23 protein-coding genes, 1 riboswitch and 1 other annotated feature are annotated in these 25,890 nt (G+C 45.0%); of the genes, 4 read left to right on the forward strand and 19 right to left on the reverse strand.

Annotated elements, in window-relative coordinates:
• The 11 genes from rpsA to prsW form a co-directional block, all read right to left on the reverse strand.
• The gene (rpsA, locus tag G475_RS0108820) at positions 1–1,155 is read right to left on the reverse strand and encodes a 30S ribosomal protein S1 (RefSeq protein ID WP_026700973.1); all 1,155 of its coding nucleotides are present in this window, start codon (positions 1,153–1,155) and stop codon (positions 1–3) included.
• Between the two features lie 71 nt (positions 1,156–1,226).
• Positions 1,227–1,844, reverse strand: a complete 618-nt coding sequence (locus G475_RS0108825) for a lysophospholipid acyltransferase family protein (protein WP_026700974.1) — start codon at positions 1,842–1,844, stop codon at positions 1,227–1,229.
• Positions 1,841–2,518, reverse strand: a complete 678-nt coding sequence (gene cmk / locus G475_RS0108830) for a (d)CMP kinase (protein ID WP_026700975.1) — start codon at positions 2,516–2,518, stop codon at positions 1,841–1,843. The genes G475_RS0108825 and cmk overlap by 4 nt, the downstream gene beginning before the upstream one ends.
• 108 nt (positions 2,519–2,626) lie before the next feature.
• Positions 2,627–3,319 (reverse strand): flagellar brake protein, encoded by a 693-nt coding sequence (locus G475_RS0108835; RefSeq protein WP_026700976.1) that lies wholly within the window; start codon positions 3,317–3,319, stop codon positions 2,627–2,629.
• Positions 3,320–3,407: 88 nt separating this feature from the next.
• A complete protein-coding gene (gene ypeB, locus G475_RS0108840) occupies positions 3,408–4,760 on the reverse strand; it encodes a germination protein YpeB (protein WP_026700977.1) in 1,353 nt (450 codons plus the stop codon).
• Between the two features lie 18 nt (positions 4,761–4,778).
• On the reverse strand, positions 4,779–5,798 hold the full coding sequence (sleB, locus tag G475_RS0108845; RefSeq protein ID WP_407636196.1) for a spore cortex-lytic enzyme: 1,020 nt from the start codon (positions 5,796–5,798) through the stop codon (positions 4,779–4,781).
• A gap of 262 nt (positions 5,799–6,060) precedes the next feature.
• Positions 6,061–9,516 carry a methionine synthase gene (metH, locus tag G475_RS0108855; protein WP_026700979.1) on the reverse strand — a complete coding sequence of 1,152 codons (3,456 nt, stop codon included), beginning with the start codon at positions 9,514–9,516 and terminating at the stop codon, positions 6,061–6,063.
• Between the two features lie 109 nt (positions 9,517–9,625).
• Positions 9,626–11,458: a bifunctional homocysteine S-methyltransferase/methylenetetrahydrofolate reductase gene (locus tag G475_RS0108860; RefSeq protein ID WP_026700980.1), complete on the reverse strand. Its 1,833-nt coding sequence runs from the start codon at positions 11,456–11,458 to the stop codon at positions 9,626–9,628.
• Positions 11,459–11,493: 35 nt separating this feature from the next.
• The gene (locus tag G475_RS0108865; RefSeq protein WP_026700981.1) at positions 11,494–12,597 is read right to left on the reverse strand and encodes a methionine biosynthesis PLP-dependent protein; all 1,104 of its coding nucleotides are present in this window, start codon (positions 12,595–12,597) and stop codon (positions 11,494–11,496) included.
• Between the two features lie 99 nt (positions 12,598–12,696).
• A riboswitch (SAM riboswitch) is annotated at positions 12,697–12,802 on the reverse strand.
• A gap of 63 nt (positions 12,803–12,865) precedes the next feature.
• Positions 12,866–13,030: a hypothetical protein gene (locus G475_RS27530; protein WP_169728515.1), complete on the reverse strand. Its 165-nt coding sequence runs from the start codon at positions 13,028–13,030 to the stop codon at positions 12,866–12,868.
• Between the two features lie 15 nt (positions 13,031–13,045).
• Complete coding sequence (gene prsW / locus G475_RS0108875; protein WP_026700982.1) at positions 13,046–13,696, reverse strand: glutamic-type intramembrane protease PrsW; 651 nt, start codon at positions 13,694–13,696, stop codon at positions 13,046–13,048.
• A 105-nt stretch (positions 13,697–13,801) separates the two neighbouring features.
• Here prsW and G475_RS0108880 point away from each other — a divergent pair, with 105 nt between their 5' ends.
• The gene (locus G475_RS0108880; protein ID WP_026700983.1) at positions 13,802–14,776 is read left to right on the forward strand and encodes an asparaginase; all 975 of its coding nucleotides are present in this window, start codon (positions 13,802–13,804) and stop codon (positions 14,774–14,776) included.
• Positions 14,777–14,788: 12 nt separating this feature from the next.
• Here the strand turns inward: G475_RS0108880 and G475_RS0108885 are convergent, their stop codons facing one another.
• The 6 genes from G475_RS0108885 to G475_RS0108915 all read right to left on the reverse strand — a co-directional run bounded on the left by G475_RS0108885 (position 14,789) and on the right by G475_RS0108915 (position 20,476).
• On the reverse strand, positions 14,789–15,763 hold the full coding sequence (locus G475_RS0108885; protein WP_026700984.1) for a YpdA family putative bacillithiol disulfide reductase: 975 nt from the start codon (positions 15,761–15,763) through the stop codon (positions 14,789–14,791).
• Between the two features lie 29 nt (positions 15,764–15,792).
• Complete coding sequence (locus G475_RS0108890) at positions 15,793–16,353, reverse strand: adaptor protein MecA (protein WP_026700985.1); 561 nt, start codon at positions 16,351–16,353, stop codon at positions 15,793–15,795.
• A gap of 202 nt (positions 16,354–16,555) precedes the next feature.
• Positions 16,556–17,308, reverse strand: coding sequence for a metallophosphoesterase (locus tag G475_RS0108895; RefSeq protein WP_026700986.1), 753 nt, complete (start codon positions 17,306–17,308; stop codon positions 16,556–16,558).
• A 378-nt stretch (positions 17,309–17,686) separates the two neighbouring features.
• Positions 17,687–17,923: a hypothetical protein gene (locus tag G475_RS0108905; protein WP_026700988.1), complete on the reverse strand. Its 237-nt coding sequence runs from the start codon at positions 17,921–17,923 to the stop codon at positions 17,687–17,689.
• Positions 17,920–19,428: a RecQ family ATP-dependent DNA helicase gene (locus G475_RS0108910; RefSeq protein ID WP_026700989.1), complete on the reverse strand. Its 1,509-nt coding sequence runs from the start codon at positions 19,426–19,428 to the stop codon at positions 17,920–17,922. Before G475_RS0108910 ends, G475_RS0108905 begins: the two co-directional genes overlap by 4 nt.
• Complete coding sequence (locus G475_RS0108915; RefSeq protein WP_026700990.1) at positions 19,412–20,476, reverse strand: helix-turn-helix domain-containing protein; 1,065 nt, start codon at positions 20,474–20,476, stop codon at positions 19,412–19,414. Before G475_RS0108915 ends, G475_RS0108910 begins: the two co-directional genes overlap by 17 nt.
• Before the next feature lie 163 nt (positions 20,477–20,639).
• On the opposite strand from G475_RS0108915, the gene G475_RS0108920 reads away from it, so the two are divergent.
• A complete protein-coding gene (locus tag G475_RS0108920) occupies positions 20,640–20,885 on the forward strand; it encodes a ferredoxin (protein WP_026700991.1) in 246 nt (81 codons plus the stop codon).
• A 110-nt stretch (positions 20,886–20,995) separates the two neighbouring features.
• Positions 20,996–21,490: an inorganic diphosphatase gene (locus G475_RS0108925; protein WP_026700992.1), complete on the forward strand. Its 495-nt coding sequence runs from the start codon at positions 20,996–20,998 to the stop codon at positions 21,488–21,490.
• A gap of 146 nt (positions 21,491–21,636) precedes the next feature.
• Here G475_RS0108925 and G475_RS24620 read toward each other — a convergent pair whose 3' ends face one another.
• Positions 21,637–22,710, reverse strand: a complete 1,074-nt coding sequence (locus tag G475_RS24620) for a M14 family metallopeptidase (protein WP_169728516.1) — start codon at positions 22,708–22,710, stop codon at positions 21,637–21,639.
• A gap of 113 nt (positions 22,711–22,823) precedes the next feature.
• Positions 22,824–23,043, forward strand: a binding site (T-box leader).
• A gap of 102 nt (positions 23,044–23,145) precedes the next feature.
• On the opposite strand from G475_RS24620, the gene serA reads away from it, so the two are divergent.
• Positions 23,146–24,768 (forward strand): phosphoglycerate dehydrogenase, encoded by a 1,623-nt coding sequence (gene serA / locus G475_RS0108935; RefSeq protein ID WP_026700993.1) that lies wholly within the window; start codon positions 23,146–23,148, stop codon positions 24,766–24,768.
• A gap of 708 nt (positions 24,769–25,476) precedes the next feature.
• Here the strand turns inward: serA and G475_RS0108940 are convergent.
• Positions 25,477–25,884 carry a hypothetical protein gene (locus G475_RS0108940; RefSeq protein WP_026700994.1) on the reverse strand — a complete coding sequence of 136 codons (408 nt, stop codon included), beginning with the start codon at positions 25,882–25,884 and terminating at the stop codon, positions 25,477–25,479.
• Between the last annotated feature and the right edge of the window lie 6 nt (positions 25,885–25,890).

Consider the following 25,890-nt stretch of genomic DNA (forward strand, 5'->3'; position numbering starts at 1 on the left):
CTATTCTTTGTACTTTTTCAGTTTATCGCCGATCATGTCGCCAAGGGAAAAACCGGAATGATCTTCCTCCGGGGCCTCGTATTCTTCCTGCACCTTTTGATCCGTTGTTTCTTCGCTTTCGAGCTCCCGGATACTGAGAGAAATGCGCTGTTCCGCCGGATTAATATCAAGTACCTTCGCATTCACAGCCTGTCCTTCTTCTAATACTTCTCCCGGTGTACCTATATGGCGGTTGGCAATTTGAGAAATGTGGACGAGCCCTTCCACTCCTGGTGCCACCTCAACAAATGCACCAAATGAAACAAGGCGTTTTACTTTTCCTTCGATTATATCTCCTGCTTCAATCTGTCCTTCAATCGTAGTCCACGGTCCTGGAAGCGTCTCTTTAATGGAAAGGGACACTCTCTCGCTTTCCGAATCGACAGCAAGAATCTTTACATCAATCTCATCCCCTTCATTTACCACTTCGCCAGGGGACTCTACCCGGTGATGGGCCATCTGCGAAATATGCACAAGACCGTCAACTCCTCCGATATCAACAAAAGCACCGAAGTCCGTGAGGCGTTGAACGGTACCTTTCACTGTATCTCCTACCTGCAGATTATCCAGCAGCTCTTTTTTCTGATGCTCTGCTTCTTCGTCTAATACAGCACGCTGGGAAAGGATAAGTTTATTATCATCCGGATCAATTTCAGCAATTTTCAAGCGCAGGGTGCGGCCCTTATAATCACTGAAATCCTCAACAAAGTGACGTTCTACAAGAGAAGCTGGGATAAAACCGCGGACTCCAAGGTCAACGACCAATCCGCCTTTAACTACTTCCGCTACTTCTGCCTCGATAATGTCATTGTTATTGTATTTTTCCTCCAATTCCCCCCATGCTTTATCAGCAAGAGCTGCACGGCGGGAGAGAACCAGCTCGTCATCATCCACTTTTGTTACTTTACATTCCAGTTCATCCTCTTCCTGCAGAATGTCACTAACCTTTTCTACATGAAGACTGGACAACTCACTTATCGGGATAACGGCATCCACTTTATAACCGGCATCCGCATAAGCCTGTTTTTCCTCCACTTTGGTAATCTTTGCTGTCACAAGATCACCTACATTCAATTCATTCATACCAGCCATTTCATTATTCATTTCGTCTACCATTGACAACTGCCTCCTTCACTGTCCTTAAGGGAACTTCAAACTAAAATATTTAAATTCTTTTTTTAAAGAATTTATTTTCCTGATTTTTTCCTTTCGTTATTCATTTGTTCTTTATGTTTTTGTTTTAAATCTTGAATGCTTTCCATAATTTTTTCTGTGGCTTCCGCAGCATTAATCTTTTCTTCACGCAGTGGCTGAAAATCCATGGGCGGGCCATAAACAATCGTTATTCTGCCAAAAGGCTTATAAGGTCCCGAAATGACTACCGGTACAATCGAAGCTTTGGAACGAAGAGCAAAAAATCCAGACCCGGACAAACCTTTACCAATTTCTCCCGTCTTACTCCTTGTACCCTCAGGAAACAAACATAAAACTTTTCCTTCTTCCAGCAGCTGCAGCCCCATCCGTAACGCCTGACGATCTCCGCTCCCTCGTTTTACGGGAAAAGCACCGAGAGAGGGGAGAAGACTTCCCAGTCCCTTTTTTTGAAAAAGTTCATCTTTGGCCATAAAATGGATGTTACGTTTCATGAAACTCCCAACCAACGGAGGATCCAAATTACTGATGTGATTGGAACAAAGCAGCACCGGTCCTTCCTCGGGTATGTTCTCTCTGCCTATGACTTTGACCCTTGCAAAGAAAGTAAAACCTAATCTGCAAACCGTTTTTCCGATAGTATAAAGGATCATGATTTTCGAATCCTCTCTTCGGCCAGCTCACATATTCTATCAGCAGTTTCCGGAATAGAGAGGTTAGTGGTGTCGATTTCCACCGCGTCCTCTGCTTTTATAAGGGGAGATATCTCCCGGCCGGCATCTTTTTCATCTCTGGCCTGTATGTCTTTTTGCATCATCTGCAGTTCGGAACGTAACCCCTTTTCGATATTTTCAAGATGTCGGCGTTTCGCTCTCTCTTCCACAGAAGCGATAAGGTATACTTTCAATTCTGCCTCCGGAAGTACCGTGGTGCCTATATCCCGGCCATCTAATACCGCCCCTTTTCCGGCAGCAAGTTCTTTCTGCTTGTTCACCATCTGCTCTCTCACACCCGCATGGGCAGAAACATCTGAAACAGCAGCGGTCACTTCATTGGAACGAATAGCTCCTGTCACTTCCTCATTGTTTACAAATACACGATTCCCATCTTCAGATGGCTGTAGTTCTATGTTTGTCCTTCTTAACAGCGAGGAAAGAAACGCTTCATCCTGAATGTCGGCATTATGATTGAGGGCCGCCCATGCTAGAGCGCGGTACATAGCGCCTGTGTCAATATAGACATATTGTAATTTTGAGGCTGCGGTTTTAGCCACTGTGCTTTTTCCAGCTCCTGCGGGGCCGTCAATCGCAATGTTGATTTTTGTCATAGAGCACCTCGTTAATACAATATGTATTCCTTTGATGTAGAAGGGATAAAATACCCTTTTTCCATGTTATCATTCTCAGATTATCATATCACAAACCGTTGAACAAATCTAACGATTCCGACTTTTGCTGGATCTTCTCATTTGCAGCTGCTGCTCAAAACAGTATTTAATAATATTTTGTCTATCGGTTTCTTTAATATGTTCAAACCGCAGGGAGCAGCGGTCTTTTAAACGGCCTTCTTCATTCATGATACGGATCACCACACAGGAGATGTTTATATACTGAATGGTTCCATCCATTTGCTGCAGTACGATCCAGGTTAAAACGTTATCATTTTCCTGAAGGGTGTGATTGGAAGGAAGCAGAACAGCCATCCCCCCTCCGCTTATATCCTCCGTTGAGGTAATAAACGGAGAAGAGTGCTCTCTGGCAGGATGTACTGCTGTATTAACCGATGCGTTAATTCTAACATAGTTTCTGCGCTGAATTCTTACATATTGTTCTTCCCCAGGCTCTGTAATAAGCAGGGACCTTATTTTCCTGCCGTGTTTTCCTTTCACTTCTGTTTCAAACATATACACGGCCTGATCTTTACCAACGAACCAGGCCTGCATCTGAATTCCCTTCATGAAAAAAACTGTCTTGTTGGTCTCCTCATCAACAGGAAGATCTATAACCAGTAAGTCCTTTTTTCTATCTATCAATTTGCAGCGGTATTTCCCTGCCTTTTTCCCAGCCGGAAGAGAGGCCTTCCCGGGATCTTCCAACTCCAGGTATATGGTATCCCCGATATTTATCATGTTTACCCCCCTCGGTACGATACTTCCAAAGGAACGGGAAAAGAAGAAGCATCGCTGCTTCTTCTTTCCTTCCTTCTCCTTTTATCATTTACATCGTATCATATACCGGTTCCGCATGCTTCATTTTTTCTACTTTTTCTTCATCTCCATTTTCTGCATTAATGTAAATTCTGTACGTATCATCATTGATCGTACCCAAAAATTCATAGCATAACACATCTTCTTCCTCTTCGTTTTGAATAACCGCCAATTTCTGCTCCATAACGTTAACATTAGGATTCAGCTGTTCTGCTGCTTCCTCCTCGGTGATGGAAGGGCTCAACTCTTTTCTTTCCTTCTTGTTGACAATATATTCAGCGCCCTTGTATCCCACTACTTCTCCATCATCCAGCGCCACTTCAATATACACTGTTTCCGGGTGAATAGTGACGTCATCAACGACCGGAGCAAATTTAAATGTGCCGATAGTGTCATACTGCTTCCCGTCTATCATTTCCATATCTTCAAATCCATTGCCCTCTAAAAATTCCAGAGCTTTTTGTGAGGCTTTATTTAAACTGATTTCAGGTTCATCGACTGGTCTTGACTGTAAAAACCAGAGCGTATGGCCGCCTTTTTTGGTCATGTCCAGATAGATCGTATCTTCTCCCTCCGGCTCTTCTATCGTTAAAGAATATCCTTCAAATGCCACTCCTTTTTCAAGCTCCGACACATCCACATTCATTGAATCCGGCAGACCCAAAAACTGTTTTGCTTTTTTAGCGGCCTGCTCCTTGCTGACAGCTGCTTTTCCGCTGACGGTTTCTGCTATTTTTTCATCCACATCCGGATTGATTTGCTCGTTTGGACCAAATTCTGTTTCTGCATACCCTTTTGCTTTTTCATCAATGGTTTGAAATCCGTTTACAATAGAATTATCCATCGGTTCATTGCTGCCGGACATCGCTTCTTCTGCTTCCGTCCACTTTAGTTGATCTTTAATGGAAGAAGCCTGCAGTTTCCTGAGATCGTTTTTTATTTCGCCGGACTGGTCGTAATATTTTTGAAGCTTCTCGTATTCTTTATCCGATAAGGGATCATTTCCTAGATCTCTAATCGTTGTTTTGTAACTGAAATCACCAATCTTATTTAGTAGCTCTTCTGTTTCATGTAATGCCATCATTCCAAGCGGGAGCTGCCCCAGTTCGTTACGAGCAATCGAACTTATACGCCAAACCTCGGCGAGAGAGCTGGATAACTGTTTTTTTGAATTCATAGCCAGTGTCGTTCCTACTTCATCTTGTAATTGATCGATATGAAAAGTTAAATCATGGAAAGCCCGCTGATAGTTATTTTCGTTGTTCAACAGCAGGGATTCCTTTTGTTCTGCCTGATTGGCGCCCCATATACCGGTGCCGATCAATGCTGCTGCGAGTACCCCGATTAACACGTTGCGTATCATGGATAACGTTCACCTCCATTATTTGCTGAATTTGTGTTTTCCTATTTCTTTAATGGTCGGCCGGGAAAATATCCAGCCAGATGTTGCTGTAGCAGGGTTATAGTAATAGATAGCGCCTTCGGAAGGGTCCTGGCCGTTAATAGCATCCAGAACGGCTTTTCTGGCCTGTTCATTCGGTTCCATGTAAATTTGACCATCTGAAACCGCAGTGAACGCACGTGGTTCAAAAATGACACCACTGGCTGTATTTGGAAAAGAAGGACTTTCAATTCGGTTAAGAATAACAGCTGCCACTGCTACCTGCCCGATATATGGTTCGCCCCGTGCTTCTCCGTACACTGCGTTTGACATGATTTGAATATCATTTTCTGAATACCCTTCCGGCACATTCATGGCTTTCTGAATATTGGCCTGGTTGGATTGATTATCATCTACTTGGCTGCCGCCTCCACCGTCATTTTGTCCACCCTGCCCAGAACCCTGCTGAGCACCCTGCTGTCCGCCTTCTCCCCCTGTTTGATTATTTCTTCCATTGTTTTGGTCCCCTGAACCGCCCCCTCTGTTCGCATTACGCTGCTGGTTATTAGGAGGTCCTCCATTTTCCTTCTGCTTCTGGGACGGCTGTTCCTGGGACTGGTTGTCTTCCGGCTGATCCGCACTGCCCTTTGGACCTTTCTGAATATCTTTTGGCGTGCTGCCATAATGCGTGAAATCTCTTCCATTTTCGAGAGCCTCTTTGACAAATGCTTCATCATACTCCGTCGATTTTTCGAGCATGGCCTTCATATCCTGACCAACTAACCCGTCTACCTCCATTCCAAATTCATCTTGAAAATTTCGGACGGACCAGTACGTTCCCCATCCAAACACTCCGTCAATTCTGCCTTCATAAAATCCATTGTGCTGAAGTCGCGCCTGCAGTTCAACGACGTCGTCTCCCGTGGCTCCTTTCTGGATTGTCTGCCCGGAAAAAGCATCAGCCGATTTATCTGGGAAACCAATGGATAAAATCAAAAATAACAGCGAAACCAGGATCATGCGGCTTCTATATTTTCCTTTTTCCATTATTAACTTATACCTCCTTTATTCATGTCACTCCATCCCTTGTATGATTATTTTCTTCCAGCTTTTCTTTTTTATGCATTACTTCTCTGTAGACGAAAATATCCTTTCCCACCGTTAAAATAAAAAAAGGGGCTAAGACAACACCTTCCAAAGATAAAAAAATTCCGAAAGATTCACAGTAGAATCTTTCGGAATTCTTTGTGCGTAGCGCTGCCCTGCGGGGTTAATGTTGTCTTTATAGAACACTGAAGTATCTTGCTTCCGGATGGGCAAATACCATGGCTGATACAGAAGCTTCCGGTTCCATCATGTATTCATCTGTTAACTGTACTCCTATTTTTTCCGGCTCCAGGAGGCTGAATAATTTGGCTTGATCCTCCAGCTCCGGACAAGCCGGATAACCGAATGATACACGGATTCCCTGGTACTTTGCGGCAAATCGTTCTTCCATTGTAAGATCTGGCGAATCAGGAATTCCCCATTGGTCTCTCATCATTTGATGGAGACGTTCTGCAAAACCTTCCGCTAATTCCAGCGCCGCAGCCTGAATTAAATGGCTGAATAAATAATCCCCTTTTTCTTTCGCCTCTGCGGATAATTCCCGGACCCCCTGTCCAGCCGTTACCGTCAAGAGTCCGATAAAATCCATCTCTCCGCTTTCCACAGGCCGGATGAAATCAGCCAGGCAGAGATGGGGGGGACGGGGCTGACGCGGAAATGTGAAGGTTTGCAGGACCTCCCTGGCTTCCGTATCCTTATAAATATAAATAGAGTTCTTTTCTGACTGGGCCGGATAAAATTTGTACATTCCATGAGCCTGTAATAATCCTTCCTGTTTGGCACGCGAAAGCAGACCGTCCACTTTCTCTTTTAAAGAAAGGGCTTTTTCATTACTTTCAGCCAGCATTCGGCTCACTTTTCCCTGGAGCCCTAGGTGTTTCCCCATTAACATCTGCAGATTAACATACGGTTCCAAATGTTTTATACTAAAATCTTTCAAGATGTGTTCTTTAAAATCCGGGGGCGTACAAACCGGTACATCCAACGATACATTAGAGCGTTCCGGCTTCTCTTCTGGAAAGGCCTGAACCACCTTACCGGCCGCGCCCTGTTCCGCCCTTTTTATTCTTTTTTCCCGAACATCTTCTTCAAGTTTTATCCGTTCATCCGGTACAGCCAGTTTATTCGCAATATCAAGACCATTCATAGCGTCTTTTGCGTATAACACCATGCCGTCATATTCTGCACTGATTTTCTCGTCCGTGAATTTCCGTGTCAGCGCTGCTCCGCCGACGAGAACCGGGATGGAAATTTCCTGATTTTTTAAGTCCTGAGCCGTTAGTACCATTTGCTGCGCTGATTTTACTAAAAGGCCGCTCAGCCCGACAAAATCCGGGCGTTCGTTATTGATCGCTTCTATCAGCTCGTTAGAGGTTACTTTAATACCTAAATTCACAATTTTGAATCCATTGTTTGATAAAATAATATCAACCAGGTTTTTTCCAATATCATGCACATCCCCTTTGACCGTGGCAAGCAGAATTTTTCCCTTACCTGTGTCGTCCTCTTCTTTTGCCTCCATATACGGTTCCAGATGAGCAACTGCTGCTTTCATGGCTTCGGCACTCTGCAGCACTTCTGCGACAATCAATTCATTATCATTAAACAGCTTTCCGACCTTGTCCATTCCGTTCATTAACGGGCCGTTGATGATATCCAGGGGTGCCTCAAATTTTTCCAGTGCCTTATCCAAATCTTCAAAAAGCCCGTCTTTGGTGCCTTCCACCACGTATTCCGCCAGTCTGGCTTCCAATGACAGGGTTTTTTCCACTTTTTTCTTTTCTGCTTTTTTCCCGCGATAATGAGCTGTAAACGCTGCAAGCGTCTCATCCGATGTTTCAAACAACAGTTTACGCGTGAGCTCTTTTTCCTCCTCCGGGATACTTGCAAACCGTTCCAGTTTTTCCGTATTGACAATCGCATAGTCAAGACCGGCATTGGTGCAGTAATACATATAGGCGGCATTCAGTACCTCGCGACCAACCGGAGGGAGACCAAACGAGACGTTACTGACTCCAAGAATCGTTAAACATTCCGGGAGGTGTTCTTTTATCAGTTTTATCCCTTCCACTGTCGCCTCGGCAGATCCGATATATTGCTCATCTCCCGTACCAACTGGAAAAACGAGAGGATCAAAAATAATATCCTTAGGATTCAAGCCGTACTGATGAACAAGCAGGTCGTGGGAACGTTTTGCAATCTCAAGCTTTCGTTCTGCTGTCACAGCCATGCCTTCTTCATCGATGGTTCCTACCACCACCGCAGCGCCGTATCGTTTAATAACCGGAAGGATATCCGAAAACCGGGCTTCCCCGTCTTCCAGGTTAATGGAATTGATGATTGCTTTCCCCTGAGAATAAGTTAATGCTTTTTTTATGACACGGGGGTCGGTAGAATCAATCATAAATGGAACTTTTACTTTATTCACAGCAAAGCTTAAAAAGTTTTCCATATCTTCCAGCTCATCGCGGTCCGGATCAGCCAGACACACATCAATGACATGCGCTCCCTTTTTTACTTGGGCCCTGGCGATTTCAGAGGCCTCTTCAAATTTCTCTTCGTTAATCAGCCGTTTAAATTTCCTGGAACCAATAACATTCGTACGTTCTCCGACAAATAAAGGTCTCATATCTTCTTCATAAATCAGCGCCTCAATTCCGGAGACAGTGTGTTCATGCGTTTGTGCAGGAACCCGCGGCCTGTAATCCTTTAACCTATCGCGCAGTACCCTGATATGCTCTGGTGTTGTGCCGCAGCAGCCGCCGACAATGTTAAGCCAGCCTTTTTCAGCAAACGTTTCGAGTTTGGAAGCAAGGGATTCTGCCGATTCATGATAGTGGCCTTCTTCATCCGGAAGACCGGCATTCGGATAACAATGGACAAAAGTAGTGGCTAATTCTGACAGAGAACGGAGATGATCCCGCATAAATTCCGGTCCTGTGGCACAGTTCAGCCCCACTACGGTAGGATTCATATGTTCAAGGGATATATAAAAAGATTCGATGGATTGACCGGCAAGTGTCGTTCCCATCGGCTCAATTGTGCCGGATATGATCAAGGGAAGCTCTTTTTTCAAAGCTTCTTCGGCTTTTTTAATTCCTACATAAGCCGCTTTTACATTCCTCATATCCTGGCTTGTTTCCAATAGAAATACGTCAACCCCGCCTTCTATCAGCCCAACAGCCTGTTCCTCATACGCTGCTGTCAACTCTTCAAATGTTGTCCCGCCTGTAACCGACAACGACTTCGTTGTCGGCCCCATAGCGCCTGCTGCAAAACGGGGCTGTTCCGGCGTGGAATAGTCAACAGCTGCTTTTTTTGCCAGTTTGGCCGCAGCAATATTGAGCTCCTTTGCCTGATTTTGCAGATCATAGTCGGCAAGCACAATGCTGGTTGCTCCAAAAGTGTTTGTCTCAATAATATCCGCTCCTGCCGACAGATACTCCCGATAAATCCGATCGACAACATGAGGAGCCGTAACGTTTAAATATTCATTGCATCCTTCGTAGTGCTCTCCACCGAAATCAGCCGGGGTCAGATCAGCATTCTGAAGCATCGTCCCCATAGCTCCGTCCAAAAATAATATAGATTGCTCAAGCCTTTCTCTAAACTCAGATGTCACATCTCCCACTCCTTCACAGGTCTTCCCTTTTTCTCCGGCGAAAAGCGTCTGTTATACTCCCGGTCTCCTGAAAGTAGAAGATACGGAAGCAAACCCTCCGCTCGGATGGGAATTTCCTTTATTTCTGCAGTTCCTTCTTCCTGACATACGCTGTAAGTTCTGCTGTAATATCATACCTTAAAAACGGTGTTATGAGATATATACCATGAAAGTACTTCAATGCCTGATCAATCAATTCCTCTGCAATAGCGATTCCTTCAGCCTGAGCTGACTCACGATCGTTGCCGCACGCTGCCATTCGCTGCCTCGTTTCATCGGTCAACTGTATTCCAGGTACTTCATTATGAAGGAATTCGGCATTTTTACTGCTCACCAGGGGCATAATGCCTATATATATTGGAACGGATAAGTGCTGTACTGCTTCATATATTTCCTGGAATTGAGAATCACCATACACAGGCTGAGTCATAAAATAATCAGCCCCGGCGTCTATCTTCTTTTCAAGTCTCTGCACTGCTTTATGAAGGTTTCTGACATTAGGATTAAAGGCAGCAGCTACCGTAAAAGATGTTTTTTCCCCGAGGGACTTTCCGGAATACGAACGGCCTTCATTCATTTCTTTTATAAGGGAGATCAGTTTAATTGAATTCATATCATACACGGAGGTAGCTCCCGGAAAATCTCCTACCTTTGTCGGGTCACCCGTTACTGCAAGCACATCATGAATCCCAATGGCATGCAGCCCCAGCAAGTGCGACTGCAGGCCGATTAAATTACGGTCCCGGCAGGCCACATGCAATAGCGGTCGGGCGTTTGTCCGGTTTTGCATCAGCGCCCCCATAGCAAGATTATCAATCCGGGGGCTTGCCAGGGAATTATCAGCCATAGTAACAGCATCTGCTCCAGCTTGATAGAGTGCTTCTGCGCCCCGGATGAATTTCTCTGCGGCCAGTTTTTTAGGCGGATCCAGTTCCGCTATGACGGAAGGCTGTTCTCTATCCACCTTCTCCAGTTTTTTATAAAACGAAGCCGTCGTTGAAGCAGCAGGCGGTTCTTGTCTTCCCTCCGCCGGCGTCGTTACTTTTTCAAGAACAGGGGCAGTATTTTTAACGGCCTCCGCGGTTTTAGCAATATGGGCCGGTGTCGTCCCGCAGCAGCCTCCAATTAATCGAACCCCTTGTCTTTTTAAATCAAGGGCCCGCTGATAAAAATACTCAGGGTTCGATTGATAAACAAAACGTCCGTCGTCTAAATCCGGAAGGCTGGCGTTCGGATAAGCAGTGAAGAAAAGGTTCTCCATTAATGGAACAGGTTCCAGCGACCGAAGAATATGGTAAGGCCCCATTCGACAGTTTAATCCTGCTGCATCTGCTCCTGCTTCCTGCAGCAGCATAAAGAGATCTGTTACGGAAGTACCGCCATGCATTACGCCAACCTCTCCAAGGGAAGCCTGGGCAATAATCGGCTTATTTGTCAGCTGCCGGATGAGACGGGTGGTTTCCAGCAGCTCCGTGACGTCATAAAAAGTTTCCAGAATTATAGCGTCCGGATCCTCTGAAAGCAGGGCCTCCGCTTGTTCTTGAAAAGCTTCATAAATGGCTTTCCGTGTGGTATCTATTTGCTGGACCCCTGTTATCCCTCCTATTGTTCCTGCTGTGAAAATCTCCGGCCCCGCTGCTGATTTAGCCAGCCTCACCCCTGCTCTATTGATGTTTTCCACTTCGTGTTCCAATTGATATTTTTCCAGTTTTATTCTGTTTGCGGCATATGTATTGGACTGAATTAGGTCAGCTCCAGCTTCTACATATTCCTGATGCACGCCTTGGATCACATCAGGTTCAGCAGTGTTGAGAGACTCAAAGGAACCGCTGTATCCTTTATCATACAAATACGTTCCCATCCCGCCGTCCCCGACCAATACCCTTTTTTCCAATTCTCTGAGAATATTCACGTCGTTTTGCACCCTTTCTTATTTTCCCCTGTTCTTTACAGCTTATTTAATGCCTGATCGAGATCGGCAATTAAATCCTCGGCATTTTCAATACCAACGGAAAAACGAAGCAGCCTGTTACACACCCCATTTGCTATTCTCACTTCTTCCGGCATATCAGCATGTGTCTGCGTGGCCGGGTAGGTAATAAAGCTTTCCACACCGCCGAGGCTTTCAGCAAATGTTATGACCTGAAGCTCCTGCAGCAGAGGGTTTACCCATTCTTCCTCAAGAAGACGAAAGGACAACATGCCGCCCTGCCCCGGGTATAAAACATTCAAGATCTTCTCGTGATTTTCCAGAAACGCAGCCACAGCACGAGCGTTTTCAGTATGCTTTTTCATCCGCAGGGATAGTGTTTTCATCCCTCTCATTAACAGCCAGGAATCCATTGGAGAAAGGATGGTCCCCATCCCATTTTGAAAATCTCCGATCCTTTTTCCCATTTCTTCGTCTTTTGTCACAATCAGTCCGGCAATCACATCGTTATGTCCGCCCAGATATTTCGAGGCACTGTGTACGACAATATCCGCCCCTTCCTGCAAAGGCTGCTGCAGAAGCGGGGTGTAAAAAGTGTTGTCGACAATAAGCAGCAGACCATACTGCTTTGCGAGCGCCGCTAAAGCCTGAAGATCCGCTTCCTGCATAAGCGGATTGGTCGGAGTTTCGATAAATAAAGCCCGGGTGTTATCATTGATCAGCGATGCAAAGTTATCGATATTTCTCGGGTCCCCATATTGAATCGTCACCCCCCAATGGCTCCATCCTTCTTCGAACAAACGATAGGTTCCGCCGTATATATCCTGAGAGGCCAGAATTTCATCGTCTTTTGAAAAAACCGCAAACAGCGTCTGGATCGCGGCCATTCCAGAACTAAATGCAAATCCTTGGGCTCCGCCTTCAAGTTGTGCGATCGAATGCTCAAGAATATCACGGGTTGGATTTCCTGTCCGCGAATAGTCATAACCCGTAGATTGGCCGATTCCACGGTGTCTGTATGCGGTGGAAAAATAAACAGGAGGGTTCACAGCCCCGGTTTTTTCATCTGTGTTATTACCTATTTGGGCAAGGTTTGTTTCGACATGGTAACGACTGCTCATGGTTTTATTCCCACCTTTTATTAAAAATGATGATTTCTTATCTACAAGGAAGGCCTTCTTCCGGATAAGAAAGAAGGCCTGTAATTAACACGAACATCCTTCTTATCTTTCAGACGGATACGTCTGACGGAATTAGCACCTGACCGCCGGGCGGCTGGTTGCTGAGATATCTCAGGGCCTGTCCCTCCATCTCTCTTGATAAGAATATCTGTATTTTAGTTGTTATTAAAACCGTACACGATACGGGGACGTTTTGCAACACTGAATATTATTCCGGTGTTACATCAATCCGAAGATTCGTTTCATTTCCGCAGACGCACTGTTTAAACCCGGTTTCTAATTCCCCTTTTTCATTATTGCGTCCACGCAGAATATATTTTTCGCCGCAGTTTGGGCAGCGTACAATAACGCGGTATCTTGTTTCTACTGTCATTTGTATGCACCCTTCCTATGCTATTTTTTCATTGGCCTTTTTTGACCGGGATAACGCAAACCACCATAAAAAGAACATAAATGGAACGATAATAAACATTACATTTTCGTGAACGGTTAAGAGAATCAGGTCATACACACCATGTAAAAAAATGGGCAGGACCAGAGAGAGCGTAAGCCAAAGCAGGCTGTTTTGATTCCCTGTTTTCTTAGCGCAGCCCATGTAATATCCCATAACCACTCCAAACAACGCATGGCTTGAAACAGGCAGGAAGGCTCTTCCTATTGCAGAATCAATACCAAGTGCCATTAAATATAATACATTTTCTGCCGAAGCAAACCCTAACGATAAAGCTGCTCCGTAAATAATACCGTCATATCGTGACTGAAATGTCACAAAACGATAAACCGCAAAATAGAGTAAAAACCATTTAAAAAATTCTTCAAGTCCTGCAACCCCTGCAAAAGCATGAGCCCATTCTGTTGAAAATACTGCTTCCGCTTCCAGAGCATATTGCAGTACCATGATAGGAAATACAAGCAGCGCGCCTATAACAAAGGCTCTTAATACCTGAATAAGCGTACTTGATTCATATTCGTTTCTAAGATAAAAGTAGCTTAACAAAGCAACCGACGGCGCCAGAGCCGCTGTTATAAGCGCAATCACTTTCGTATCCCCTCTCATTGTATTATCGTAACATGCTGTTTTCACAGTGGGAAAGAGGGCTTATGATAGTATTATGCCACAGTAAAACGGAAAGGAATGATCCTGATGAAAAAAATATTGGTTCTTCATACCGGAGGTACGATTGCCATGCAGGAAAATGAAGAAACTGGCGGCGTCACCACTGGAGATTCCAACCCTGTTCAACAGTGGAATACCCTGGTATCCGAAGATTATGACATTGTATCGGATGACTTTTTGCAGCTCCCCTCTCCGCATATTACCCCTTCTCATATGCTGAAACTCTTTCACCATATGAACGAACGATTACAGGACACAAAAGCGGAAGGAGTTGTTATTACCCACGGAACGGACACACTGGAGGAAACAGCTTATTTATTAGATCTTCTTCACACCATGGAATTGCCTGTCGTGCTGACTGGAGCGATGAGATCCAGTGATGAAGTCGGATCTGACGGCCCCCACAACTTCATCACAGCCGTGCGCACCGCGGCAAGCGAAAAAGCAAAGGGGATGGGGGTGCTGATTGTTATGAATGATGAAATTCATACGGCTAAAAACGCGACAAAAACCCATGCTTCCAATGTAGCCACATTTCAGAGTCCTCAATACGGACCGATTGGGCTGATTACAAAAAGAGAAATCTTTTTTCATCATCAACCGCTGCAGCGGGAACATTTTCACGCAGAGAAAATGGATAAAAAAGTGCTGCTGATAAAAACATACGCCGGCTTGGAAGGAGACGTCTTCCAGCATCTGATTTCCCAGCCGCTGGATGGAGTGGTTATTGAAGCTTTGGGGCAGGGAAATGTGCCGCCTGCCCTGATGGAGCCTGTTCAATCATTAATCGATCACAGGATTCCCGTCGTTCTGGTCACTAGATGCTTCAGCGGGGTTGTTCAGGATATCTATAGTTATCAAGGAGGGGGGAGAACGTTAAAAGAAGCCGGAGTTATTTTCACGAATGGGTTAAATGGTCCAAAGGCACGTTTGAAATTAATGGCTGCCCTGGAAAATCACCTTTCCCGGGAGACACTTCGGAAATGCTTTGAGCGCTATTAACCACCGAACAAGCTATCCTCGGACGATGGCTTGTGCAATACGTTCGCCGTGGTGGCGTCCATTTTCGATAAAAATCTCATTCGCATCATTCCCTGCGGCAATGACACCTGCTATAAAAATTCCTTCTTTATTCGTTTCCATCGTGTGGTAGTCATGAACCGGCCTCCCTGTTTCCGGTTCCACCTCCACTCCCATGTTCCGCAAAAAAGAATGGTCAGGGTGATAACCTGTCATAGCAAATACAAAATCAGCTTCAACCCGGAAGGTTTGTCCATTTTGAGCGTATACTACTTCAGCCGGGGTAATATGCTGAACTTCAGCCTCGTAAATCATCGAAATTTTCCGGTGGCGGACGAGGGAATAAAAGTCTGGCAGGATCCACGGCTTAACTGCTGGGGAGAACTCGCTTCCACGATACAGCACAGTGACTTCGGCCCCGGCTTTTTCCAGTGCCAGTGCTGCGTCGACTGCGGAATTTTTTCCCCCGATCACCGTTACCCTTTTCTGAAAAAAAGGATGGCTTTCTTTAAAATAATGAAAGACGTGAGAGAGGTCTTCTCCGGGAATATGCATTTTGTTTGGATTATCATAATAACCGGTCGCCACTATTATTTTCTCCGCTTCATACCTACATTCCTGTCCATCCTTGGTTCTTGTAAAAACAGAAAAGCTTCCCCGGGCATCTTGTACCTTTTCCACCTTCTCATAGGACTGAATTCTAAGACCGCTTCTTTGTGCCACATGTCTATAATACACCAGAGCTTCGTGCCTTTTTGGCTTCCGTTCGATGGAAGGAAACGGGTACCCGCCAATCTCCAGTTTTTCACTCGAACTGAAAAACGTTTGGTGAAGAGGATAATGTTGAATAGAGTGGACAATATTATTTTTTTCAATCAATAACGGGTCGCAGCCTTTTTCCTGAAGAGCAAGCCCTGCGGAAAGACCACACGGGCCGGCCCCAATTATAATAATTCTTTCGTTTCTCATCATCATATCTCCTTGATGCATAAACTGTTCTAATGAAAGGTTCCCGCAAGGTATTGAAGCGCAGATTTATCCCTGATCACCTTGCCTCTGTTTCGAACATATTCGGTATCTAAATACGAACGCTCTCCATATTCTTCCAAAAGCATTATTAATTTATCGTGCCGTTTCATATCTAACCTGTCAAACAGTAAATAGTAACATGGATAAAAAACAATAAATGTACCGCCTTTTAAATTATTGGCTTTGGCCCGCTCCGCAAAAGAAACAAGATCTTCTTTTTTGGCAAAGCGGAACATCATTCCGGCACGACTGTTGGGCGTCTGCCGCAGTCTTAGCTTATTGCCTGCTTCGTCAAGACATTCAATGACCAGAAAAACTGCATCTTCCTGAGTCTGTCTCATTTCGGCGTTTAATTGAATGTCGTCTTCCATGTAAAAATGGTCACATATCATTTGAAACAGCATGGCGAAAAACCGTTCCGCCTCTTCACTTGATATATTTCCCTCATATGGATCCCATCCATTTTCAAGCCATTCCTCTTTATGAATAATCACCTTCACACGGTCTTCGGGCCAGGTGTATAATTCCATTCTTTTCTCTCCCCCTGTTCTGCCGGCGTTTTTCCTTGTAATATCGATGATGATTTGGATGTTTACCCTATATTATTCACCGACCGAAAAAGAGGTGAGAAAGGATCAAGGGAAATGGTTGATCTACGTCCCTTGTTCTTTTTTAGTATAAGAGAGCGATGGCGCCTTTTACAAATTCCGCGGCGCTGCCGGAGCTTTCTTATTACTTTTTTTTCAACGTAATAAGATGCGTTTGGGCGGGAGCGCCAAAACGGAACGGAAGTTTGGTTGTACCGTATCCATTGCTGATTAATAAAGGGAACCCGCCGGAAAATCTCCATCCTCCTTTTTCTCTAAGGCTGAAACGACCAATACGGATCTGCCCGCCGTGAGTATGGCCCGCAAAAGCCGCACTGAGCTTTTCCTTATGATCCATCTCTTTTATAAAAGCCGGATCATGGAGAGCAAGCAGAATCGTATCATCACTCCGGCATGAATGCAGCAAGGATTTATCGACGGTTTGACGGCGGTTTCCAGCCCCGGCGATCCAAATATTTTCCTTTTGCCGGTTCCACATATAAACACTGTTTTCCAGTACAGTCACTCCTTCTTCCCGAAGCAATTGAGCAAGCTTTTCCGGATTTTCTTCCATATCATTATTCCCCCAAACGAACACAACGGGACCAATAGATTTTAATTTTTGAATATTCTTCTTGACTCTCGGGAACGGAACCCCCTTTTCCATCAGGTCTCCCCCGATAATAACAAGATCAGCGCAGGACGCCGTCTGGATGACTTTCTTTGAAATTCTTCTAAAATGAATGTCAGAAATAAAAAAAATGCTTCTCCCAGAGAAGCTGTTCGGCAGATTCTTCACATCCAGGAATTCGTTTGAGACTTTATTTCTTTTGGCTTCAGCAAACATCCATCCCAGCCAGAAAAAGCACCCAATCATTAAATAATTTATGTATCTCACTTGTTATCTTCCTTTCCTCTGTGCTGCCCTGTTTCCCACATCATTATATAGCAGTCATTTAAGAAGAGAAAGTACAAAAAATTACTTTTACAGAAACATAGCATTTCCAAATGCATGTCTATTATAATAGATAGAGAAAATTTTTTGTTGAAGGATGAATACGAATGGACTTAACCATTTTTATGACGGGAACAGGAATATTTGGAGCTGGATTCTTTTTCCTATTGTTTTGTTTATTGCGGAAAAAAAAGCTGGTTCTCCCGTTTATTTTGATGGGAACCGGGGTAGTGCTTTGTTTCTTGGGACTGATACTTTCTTCTCCTTTAACCGTGGAGGCAGGGGAGCATTCACTCCCATCCATGGAACAGAGCTTTCTCATCACCACTGATTTGAGACCACCGGAGCAAGCACTGCCGTTAAAACGATAGCTAAAAATAAAAGAAGAAGAAGTCTTGCCGTTGGAAAGCGAATGTTCCATTTTGTTTTGGACCGCCGGTACTTATGCGTTTCCGTTCTTGGCGGCAGCGATGAAGCTTCTCCCTCTTCCTTTATGTCCTTCTTGTTTTGAAATCTCCGACGCAGGCTTTCTGCCTGGTCTTTATGATTAGATGTCATGATCCTTCCTCCTCGACTTCCTTATTCCCCAGCTGATGAAGAAGAGCCTGCAGCCTCTTTTCCCAGGATATACTGTCTGCCTTTTTTGAACGATTCGCAGTTTTTCTCAAAGGGAGGGAGTGTCCACAGTTGTCACAGCAAAGCTCCGGGGAGACGGTTTCAAATTCACCAAATGCTTCCAATAGGGTTTGACGCCGGCATCGATCCATCCGGCTTATCCATTGTTCCATTTGCACCAGTTTCTTGTGTTTCCATTCTTTTCTCCGGCGGATTACCGCAAGAATATATTCCTGTGGGTTCTGGTTTCCCGCCTTTTTAGCTTCTATCCAATAATAGTAAAAAAACCTGGCATGTACTTCCTCCATTCCGTATGTCTCGAGAAGAAGGGGATAAGTGAGCTCATTTTGGCCGCGGCTGGGATGGGAATCACAGACAATCTTCACTTCCTGTTCTGTTGGAAATTCTTTTTCAATCATTTTTCTTGGAAAGTGGCCGTCCTGTTCGGAATAAAGTAAAATAGAAAAACTCTGGTTTCCATCTCTTCCTGCGCGGCCGATTTCCTGCATAAATGATTCGATGTCCTTGGAAAAATGAAAATGGATAACGAACCGAATATCAGGTTTGTTTATCCCCATACCAAAAGCATTGGTACAGCAGATCACCTCTATTTCCCCCGAAAGAAACTGCTGCTGTATAAGATGCCGGTCCTCCTTTGTCATCCCTCCATGGTACGCAGAAGTCTGCAGGGAGGTTTCCCTTCTGATAATTTCAGACAGTTCTTCCGCTTTATGGCGGCTGCTGACATAGACCATTCCCGGTAGAGAGAGGTTACTGACGTATTTTTTTAAGGCTTCCCTTTTTTCCAGTTCGAGATGCTGTTGATCCACATACAACGAAATATTAGGACGGTCCACTGAATCACACAACACCACAGGATTGGAGAGTCCCAGCTTTTCCATCACGTCCTGCCGTACTTCCTCTGCCGCTGTGGCTGTTAAGGCAAGACAAGGCGGATTTCCCGACTGACGGCGGACTTCCTTAATCTTTAGGTAATCCGTACGGAATTCGTGCCCCCACTGCGAGATGCAGTGGGCTTCATCTACGGCCAGCAGGGAAACATGTAAGTCCTGCAATCTGGAAAGAAAATCCGGCTGCTGCACACTTTCAGGCGATATGTAGATTATTTTATAAGAGGAGAGATGTTTTAAAATATATTGTTTTTCCTGCGGGGTTAAAAAACTATTGTAGGCCGCGACCCGTTTCATTCCCATCTGTTTCAATTCTTGTACCTGGTTTTCCATTAAAGAAAGCAGCGGCGAAATGATAACAGCCGTCCCCTCTTTCCACAAGGCTGGTAATTGATAGCAGAGAGATTTTCCCGCGCCTGTTGCCTGCATGGCAAAAACATCTCTATCCTGTAAAACAGCTTCTATAATACACCGCTGATTATGTTTAAAGGATGTAAATCCAAACGTTTTCTTTAAAAAGTTATCGAGTGTTTCCATGATGCCCTCCATAATAAGCAAGCGTTAAGCGGATCGAAAAATAATCGATGTCTTCTTCCTGCACTGCTTCTTTGATCGCTTTTAACCGCATGGTCTGCATTCTTCTGGAATGATACAGGATGAGCTGCTGGTTTTGGCTGGAAACATACTGTTCCAAAGGAAAATCTGCCTGTTCCGATGCAATTTCTACGATGTGGTCTTCAATCGTGCTTGTTTTCAGTTTTCGATGGAAGGCAATGTCATAAAGGGAATAATTCTGGTTAAGATAGCGGAGTGTCTTTTTTGTAGTGTTGGTTAACATGCTGGTTTGCACCAGATCTGCCGCAATCCTGTTTAATTGTTTGGAATAGCCGGCCTGTTCCAGCAGGTAATGGACCGCTGCCTGAAACCGGAAATAGCACTCATCTGTATCTTTTTGTACCAGCAAAGTAAGCTGCTGAAAAGTCAATCCAGTATATCCGCTGCCGCTCAAACGATAGGTTATTAATACAGCATCGAGCGGAGAAAGCCATTGTAAACAATTGTGCAGTTCTCTAAACATTTCCTCTGCCGCAGCCAGTTTTTCATTTTTGTTTTTCGGCCAGACCGTTTTCAGCCACTGCTGGACCCCGGGGTCTTCAAATACGGGCAGGAAGGTACGGTTCCCTGCCAAAGAATGTGAAATACACTGTACATATAAAGCCAGCCTTTTCCAGAAAACCGGGCCGCTTCTCCCGTACTGCCATCCATTAAAAAGAAGCGGCCATTCATAACCGGCAAGAAAGACTGCATTCTGCCTCCTGCCTTTTTCCGTTATACAGACACGGTTATCTCTCGTTGAAAAAAAGTGGTTACGAAGTAATTCCTCTGCTTCTTTCATAAAATCGCTCTCTTTCCAGTAAGGAAAGATATAAAAATAGTTCGTCAGCCTGTACCATTTAATATCCTGGATGGTTTGGGAAGATTTTTTCCCTGTCATGATATGATACAGCGACTGGATAGATCTTTCCTGATCTATCTTTTCAGCCAAAAGTAAAAATATCTGCTGGCGGAAAGACAGATTACTCAATTAAAACCGCCTCCCCGGGTTGTACTGAATAAAGAGCTGGAACGCCTGCTCTCAGCCTCTCCTGTTGAAAAGTTTACCATGAAAGCATACAATATAAAACAGAATTCGATGGAGGCTTTCGTGTAAAATAGAGAGGCACACCCTCTTTCATGGGGAGGAAAGTATGGCACTTTATACCATTGTAGATAAAGATACCTGTATTGCCTGTGGCGCATGCGGCGCCGCGGCACCGGATATATTTGATTATGATGAGGAAGGGCTGGCAGAAGGAATTCTGGATAATAACACAGGAACTGTACACATTCCAGAAGCGTGGGAAGACGATTTACTGGATGCTTATGAAGGCTGTCCGACCGACTCTATTAAAGTAGGAAAGCAAGTCTTTAACGGGGAGCCGTATCCTTCATAATGCCTTCTTCCCTCTACTGTTTGTACTATCTTTTCGATCATTGTTTTTATTTTTTTTCGTTTCCTGCTATAATTACCAAGGGATAATACATATTTGAAGGAGGCGCCATTATGGCTGGTGAAAACAGAGAAGTAGAAGCTATTATTGAAATTCCGACAGGCAGTCAAAATAAGTACGAATTCGACAAGGATAAGGGACATTATAAACTGGACCGCGTCCTGTTTTCTCCAATGTTCTACCCGGCGGAATATGGGTACATCGACAACACCCTGGCTTTGGATGACGATCCGTTGGATATTCTTGTCCTCGCCACTAACCCAACTTTTCCCGGTTGTGCTATTGATGCGCGTGTCATTGGTTACCTTCACATGGTGGATGATGGAGAAGAAGACCAAAAGCTGCTGGGTGTCCCTACAGAAGACCCGAGGTTTGATAATGTCCACTCTATTAAGGACATTCCCCAGCACAAACTGGAAGAAATCGCCCACTTCTTTAAAACGTATAAAGATCTGGAAAATAAAAAGACGGAAGTTGGAAACTGGGAAGATGCTGCTGCAGCCGCTCAATTAGTGGATGATTGCATTGAGCGTTATAAAAAACAGTAAGTTAAAAACTCAGCCCGGGCGTACCCGCTCAGGCTGAGTTCTTTTTTGGGACTGAGATCCCTTATGACACCAATCTTGCGGACATATATTCCGTTAAATAATTTAAATCGATGAAATATTGGAAAATATGTCCTAATCGCATGTTTTCACTCGGAGGAATAGTCCGGGAAGGTGCAGCTTTCCAGCAGCAGGGGTACGCTTGTTACCCAAATTCGGGCTGATGCCTCCATCGGCAGGGGATTCTGGCCTATACCCGTCTCCACCGTGAACCCGGGGCGCCTGAAGGTTTTAATGAACCAATCCTTATATCCCGCTTTACTGTCCGCTGTTCTAATGGCTTTAAAAGAACTTGCCCTGGCAAGCCGGGCGGCGAGTTCTTCACTCCCCTCCGGCTCGTGTCTGCGGTACCCCCAGTAAATTTCCTCCCCTTGAGAATGCAGGGCAATAATTTGAGAAAATTCTTCCTCCATTGTTAATTGGTACACCGCTTTCGCCTCAGGTTCCGTCAAAGGAGCCTCTCCTCCATAATGCCGGGGAAACGGACGATCCGGACTTTCCCGCGCTTCTTCTTTCCATCCAGCCGGCCACTGATGATTCAAATCCACCCCTGCCGCATTGGCTGACCAATGCTGAAAATTCATCATTCCTCCATTTATTTGGAGAATGCTTTCTTTCTTCTCCCCAAGAGCTTCTGCCCCCTCCTGTACAATTTCAACACCATCTGGGTTTACCAATGGTACAACAAAAAGCGTCACTTCACGGAGGAGCATACAAATATCTATTCCATGCCATATCTGCCTGGAATCATTTTTTACCTGAAGCTCTTGAAGAAATCTCATTAATAACCAGGTATTCAGCCATTCATTGCCATGCCATGCGGCAGAGAAAAAAACTTTTTTCTTCCCTTTCCCTATACGAAATGACCAGATCGGTTTCCCTAACACCGAGGTGCCGATTTTTTCAGATGCAATCCCTGGAAGGTAATGCTGCCGGTCCGCTTCCAGTTCGCGCCATCCATATTCATACAAACACTCCCCCTTTTTTTCATAAGGGGCACTCCCTTTTTGTTCCGGTATTTCCACTACTGTGCCAGGCTTTAAATACATACTTGAAGACAAATGATTCAGCCGCCTTAAATATACTTCCTCCACCTGGTGTCGATAGGCCAATTTCGCAAACGTGTCTCCCCTTTCCGTTTTATACTGTGCTATTTCAACCACCTCTTCCTGGGGCAATCCTTTATTTATGAAGTATATTGACTTTCTCCTATTCCTATGATACATTTACAATCAATAAAAGGAGAGGACAGATGTCCTTGTTGAATGCACAGTAACATAATGCGAAGACGAAGAATGACGAAATCCAGGTTTATAACAGAGAGCCGGGGAAGCTGGAAACCGGTATAAACCATTTCCGATAGCACTTCTGAGCAGCCGCTTTGAACCAAAGTAGAGGCGGACGGTTAACCCGTTACCTTGGAGCTTTGGCTCCCTGAGAAGTATTATTTCCAATACTTAAATGAGGGTGGCACCGCGGAAACTTCCGCCCCTTGCGAATTGATTCGTGTGGGCAGGAAGTTTTTTTTATACGGTAAAACCAGGAATTCTGTGCAGCTGAGGTGTAATCTGTTATAAATAAAAGGAGTGGAGAAAGAGATGATTCAACAGGCAGCAGCAGAAACAAAGAAGGAAGATGAATTAAAGGGAAAGGCCCGCATTCTGGTCTCCGATTCCATGAGCAAAGAAGGACTTGCCCCTTTACTGGGGCAGGAAAACATTGAATGTGTTCAGGAAAACGCGGATAACGTGGATGATTTTGAAAGCTATGATGCCTTGCTGGTAAGAAGCGGAACCACAGTTACTCCGGAAATGATGGACAAAATGACAAATTTAAAAATCATTGCCCGGGCCGGAGTGGGTGTCGATAATATTGATATTGATGCCGCCACTAAACGCGGGATTGTTGTGATTAACGCCCCGGATGGCAATACGATTTCTACTGCGGAGCATACATTTGCCATGATGATGTCCCTCGCCCGCAATATTCCGCAGGCCAATGCCTCGATTCAGGCCGGGGAGTGGAACAGAAAAGCATTTCAAGGGGTGGAGCTGCGCGGTAAAACACTCGGAATTATTGGGTTTGGCCGTATTGGATCAGAACTTGCCAAGCGGGCACGCGCTTTTGACATGTCCATCATCGTCTATGATCCGTTTTTAACGCAGGAAAGAGCGGAAAAACTCGGCGTTGAACTTGGAGAACTCGATAACGTTTTGAGAACGGCTGATGTTATTACAGTCCATACACCGTTAACCAAAGATACCAAAGGTTTATTAAACAAAGAGAATATAGGAATAACCAAGCCGGGAGTTCTTCTTTTAAATTGTGCACGGGGCGGAATCATAGAAGAAGACGGGCTTTATCATCATCTGGAAAGCGGGCATGTAGGCGGCGCTGCCCTGGACGTGTTTGAAGAAGAGCCAGCCCAGAACAACAAACTGGTGTCGTTCGATCAAGTTATTACAACTCCTCATATCGCAGCTTCTACGAAAGAGGCGCAGATGAATGTAGCAGCTCAGGTTTCCGAAGAAGTTCTGCAGTTCTTAAACGGAATGCCGGCATTGAACTCTATCAATCTGCCCACGATGTCGAAAGAAAAATTTGAAACACTGCAGCCTTATTATGAACTATCCAAAAAAATGGGATATATTTTATCACAAAGCATGAAAAGCCCTGTTCAGGACATCGAGGTCCATTACAGCGGTGAAGTGACAGAACTGGAAACGTCGGTTCTGACCCGCTCCCTTGTGGCCGGCTTCCTGAGTACAAGAATTGATGCTCCTGTAAACGACGTGAATGCTTCCATTATTGCAAAAGAACGTGGTATTACGTATGGAGAAAAGCATCACATGAATACATTGGGTTATTCCAATCTAATGCAGGCTACGGTCTATGGGGAGAACCGCAGTTTTACCATACACGGCACGTATGTGAAAGAATACGGCCCCCGCATCGTACGCATTAATGACTTTAACGTTGACTTTTATCCGACCGGACACCTCATCTACATCCAGCATTCCGATAAACCCGGGGTTATTGGAAAAATGGGGCAGCTCCTTGGAAAACACGAGGTCAATATTGCAACAATGCAGGTGGGACGTAAAGAAGAAGGCGGGGACGCCATTATGATGCTGGCCGTAGATAAAGAAGCAAGCGAAGACGTGGTGGAAGATTTAACTTCCATTGAAGAAATCAAACGCGCCGACAAAATTGAAGTATAAGAACGAAGGGGTATGAGTCTGGGACAAAACATTATCAAGGACAAAAAATCCGAACGATTTTTTCCATAAATCGTTCGGATTTTTGTGTATTGTTCTATCGCTGCGTCAAAAATAGGTCGCTTTCCGCGGGCACGGCTCGAATAAAGGAGGAACGGCTAAGGACGGCACATCCTGTGCCGACGCCGATCTGACCCGCATCCTGCGGGCCCTCGGGAAAAAATCCCTTCCTGCGGGGTCTCGAGACTCGTGCTTTTCCCGCAGGAGTCGACCTATTTTGACTCCGCTGAATGGACGTTCTTGTTATATAAACCCTAAGATGTCCGTTTTACCAATTTTTCTTTCGTTTGGCCCAACCTCCTTCTCTATTCAGCCGAGGCCGGTCACGGAGACCCCGGATTCACTTGGTAATGCGAGCTTCTTTACCAAGTGAGCTGAAGCCGTCGCCATGGAAAGTGCAGGGACCGGGTGCAGCGATCCCATCGTCATTGTTTTGTTCGGGTTTTCGGCCAGCTCCTATCCTTCTGTCCCGGCCTCTTTCCTGTGGCAAAGAAAATGTAACCGAGGCAGAGGCGGAAGGCGGCGACTCCGGGCCAACAGGATGTTGGTCATGCAGGCGCTGCCACGTGATGTGGCGGTTTTCCCTGTTTCCTTTTCAAGCAGCAGGCGGACGATTTTTTGCTTATTATGGCTTGAACAGCTCTTTTATTGTTATGATTCGGGCCAGATATACTCCAAAATTTTATTCCATTGGGATTTACGGGGCATCGCAAGGAACTCCCGGCCTTTGTCGGTGATGGCGGCATAACAGCCTTCCTTGCTTATCCATTCTTCGGTATGCGCCACCGTCTCCATAAAACGATACAGCACAATATCTCTTGGTTTTTTGCTTTTCGTTAAAAATCTGTACTTAAAGACGCCTTCCATTCCTCTCCAAAAACGCTGATGAAGATAGTCCTCCTTATCGAGACGGATCTGCCCATGAAGGGCAATTTTACGTAACAGAAACAGAAAGGCGTCGAGCATCCATTCCTCATTTTCATATTTCCCTGTCTGTTGGTTCAGCCATATTAAAAAAGAGGTATCCAGGTATATTTCGTTTGATGAACGGTATTCCATATGCCA

Source organism: Salibacterium aidingense DSM 18341 (genome assembly GCF_000429685.1).
In the GTDB taxonomy this organism is placed as follows: Bacteria; Bacillota; Bacilli; order Bacillales; family Marinococcaceae; genus Salibacterium; species Salibacterium aidingense.

Bases quoted from the DNA above. Each gene is read 5' to 3' on its own strand.
- rpsA (WP_026700973.1), bottom strand. From the start codon at position 1,155: ATGGTAGACGAAATGAATAATGAAATGGCTGGTATGAATGAATTGAAT.
- G475_RS0108825 (WP_026700974.1), bottom strand. From the start codon at position 1,844: ATGATCCTTTATACTATCGGAAAAACGGTTTGCAGATTAGGTTTTACT.
- cmk (WP_026700975.1), bottom strand. From the start codon at position 2,518: ATGACAAAAATCAACATTGCGATTGACGGCCCCGCAGGAGCTGGAAAA.
- G475_RS0108835 (WP_026700976.1), bottom strand. From the start codon at position 3,319: ATGATAAATATCGGGGATACCATATACCTGGAGTTGGAAGATCCCGGG.
- ypeB (WP_026700977.1), bottom strand. From the start codon at position 4,760: ATGATACGCAACGTGTTAATCGGGGTACTCGCAGCAGCATTGATCGGC.
- sleB (WP_407636196.1), bottom strand. From the start codon at position 5,798: ATGATCCTGGTTTCGCTGTTATTTTTGATTTTATCCATTGGTTTCCCA.
- G475_RS0108865 (WP_026700981.1), bottom strand. From the start codon at position 12,597: ATGAGCAGTCGTTACCATGTCGAAACAAACCTTGCCCAAATAGGTAAT.
- G475_RS27530 (WP_169728515.1), bottom strand. From the start codon at position 13,030: ATGACAGTAGAAACAAGATACCGCGTTATTGTACGCTGCCCAAACTGC.
- G475_RS0108880 (WP_026700983.1), top strand. From the start codon at position 13,802: ATGAAAAAAATATTGGTTCTTCATACCGGAGGTACGATTGCCATGCAG.
- G475_RS0108885 (WP_026700984.1), bottom strand. From the start codon at position 15,763: ATGAGAAACGAAAGAATTATTATAATTGGGGCCGGCCCGTGTGGTCTT.
- G475_RS0108890 (WP_026700985.1), bottom strand. From the start codon at position 16,353: ATGGAATTATACACCTGGCCCGAAGACCGTGTGAAGGTGATTATTCAT.
- G475_RS0108905 (WP_026700988.1), bottom strand. From the start codon at position 17,923: ATGACATCTAATCATAAAGACCAGGCAGAAAGCCTGCGTCGGAGATTT.
- G475_RS0108910 (WP_026700989.1), bottom strand. From the start codon at position 19,428: ATGGAAACACTCGATAACTTTTTAAAGAAAACGTTTGGATTTACATCC.
- G475_RS0108920 (WP_026700991.1), top strand. From the start codon at position 20,640: ATGGCACTTTATACCATTGTAGATAAAGATACCTGTATTGCCTGTGGC.
- G475_RS0108925 (WP_026700992.1), top strand. From the start codon at position 20,996: ATGGCTGGTGAAAACAGAGAAGTAGAAGCTATTATTGAAATTCCGACA.
- serA (WP_026700993.1), top strand. From the start codon at position 23,146: ATGATTCAACAGGCAGCAGCAGAAACAAAGAAGGAAGATGAATTAAAG.
- G475_RS0108940 (WP_026700994.1), bottom strand. From the start codon at position 25,884: ATGGAATACCGTTCATCAAACGAAATATACCTGGATACCTCTTTTTTA.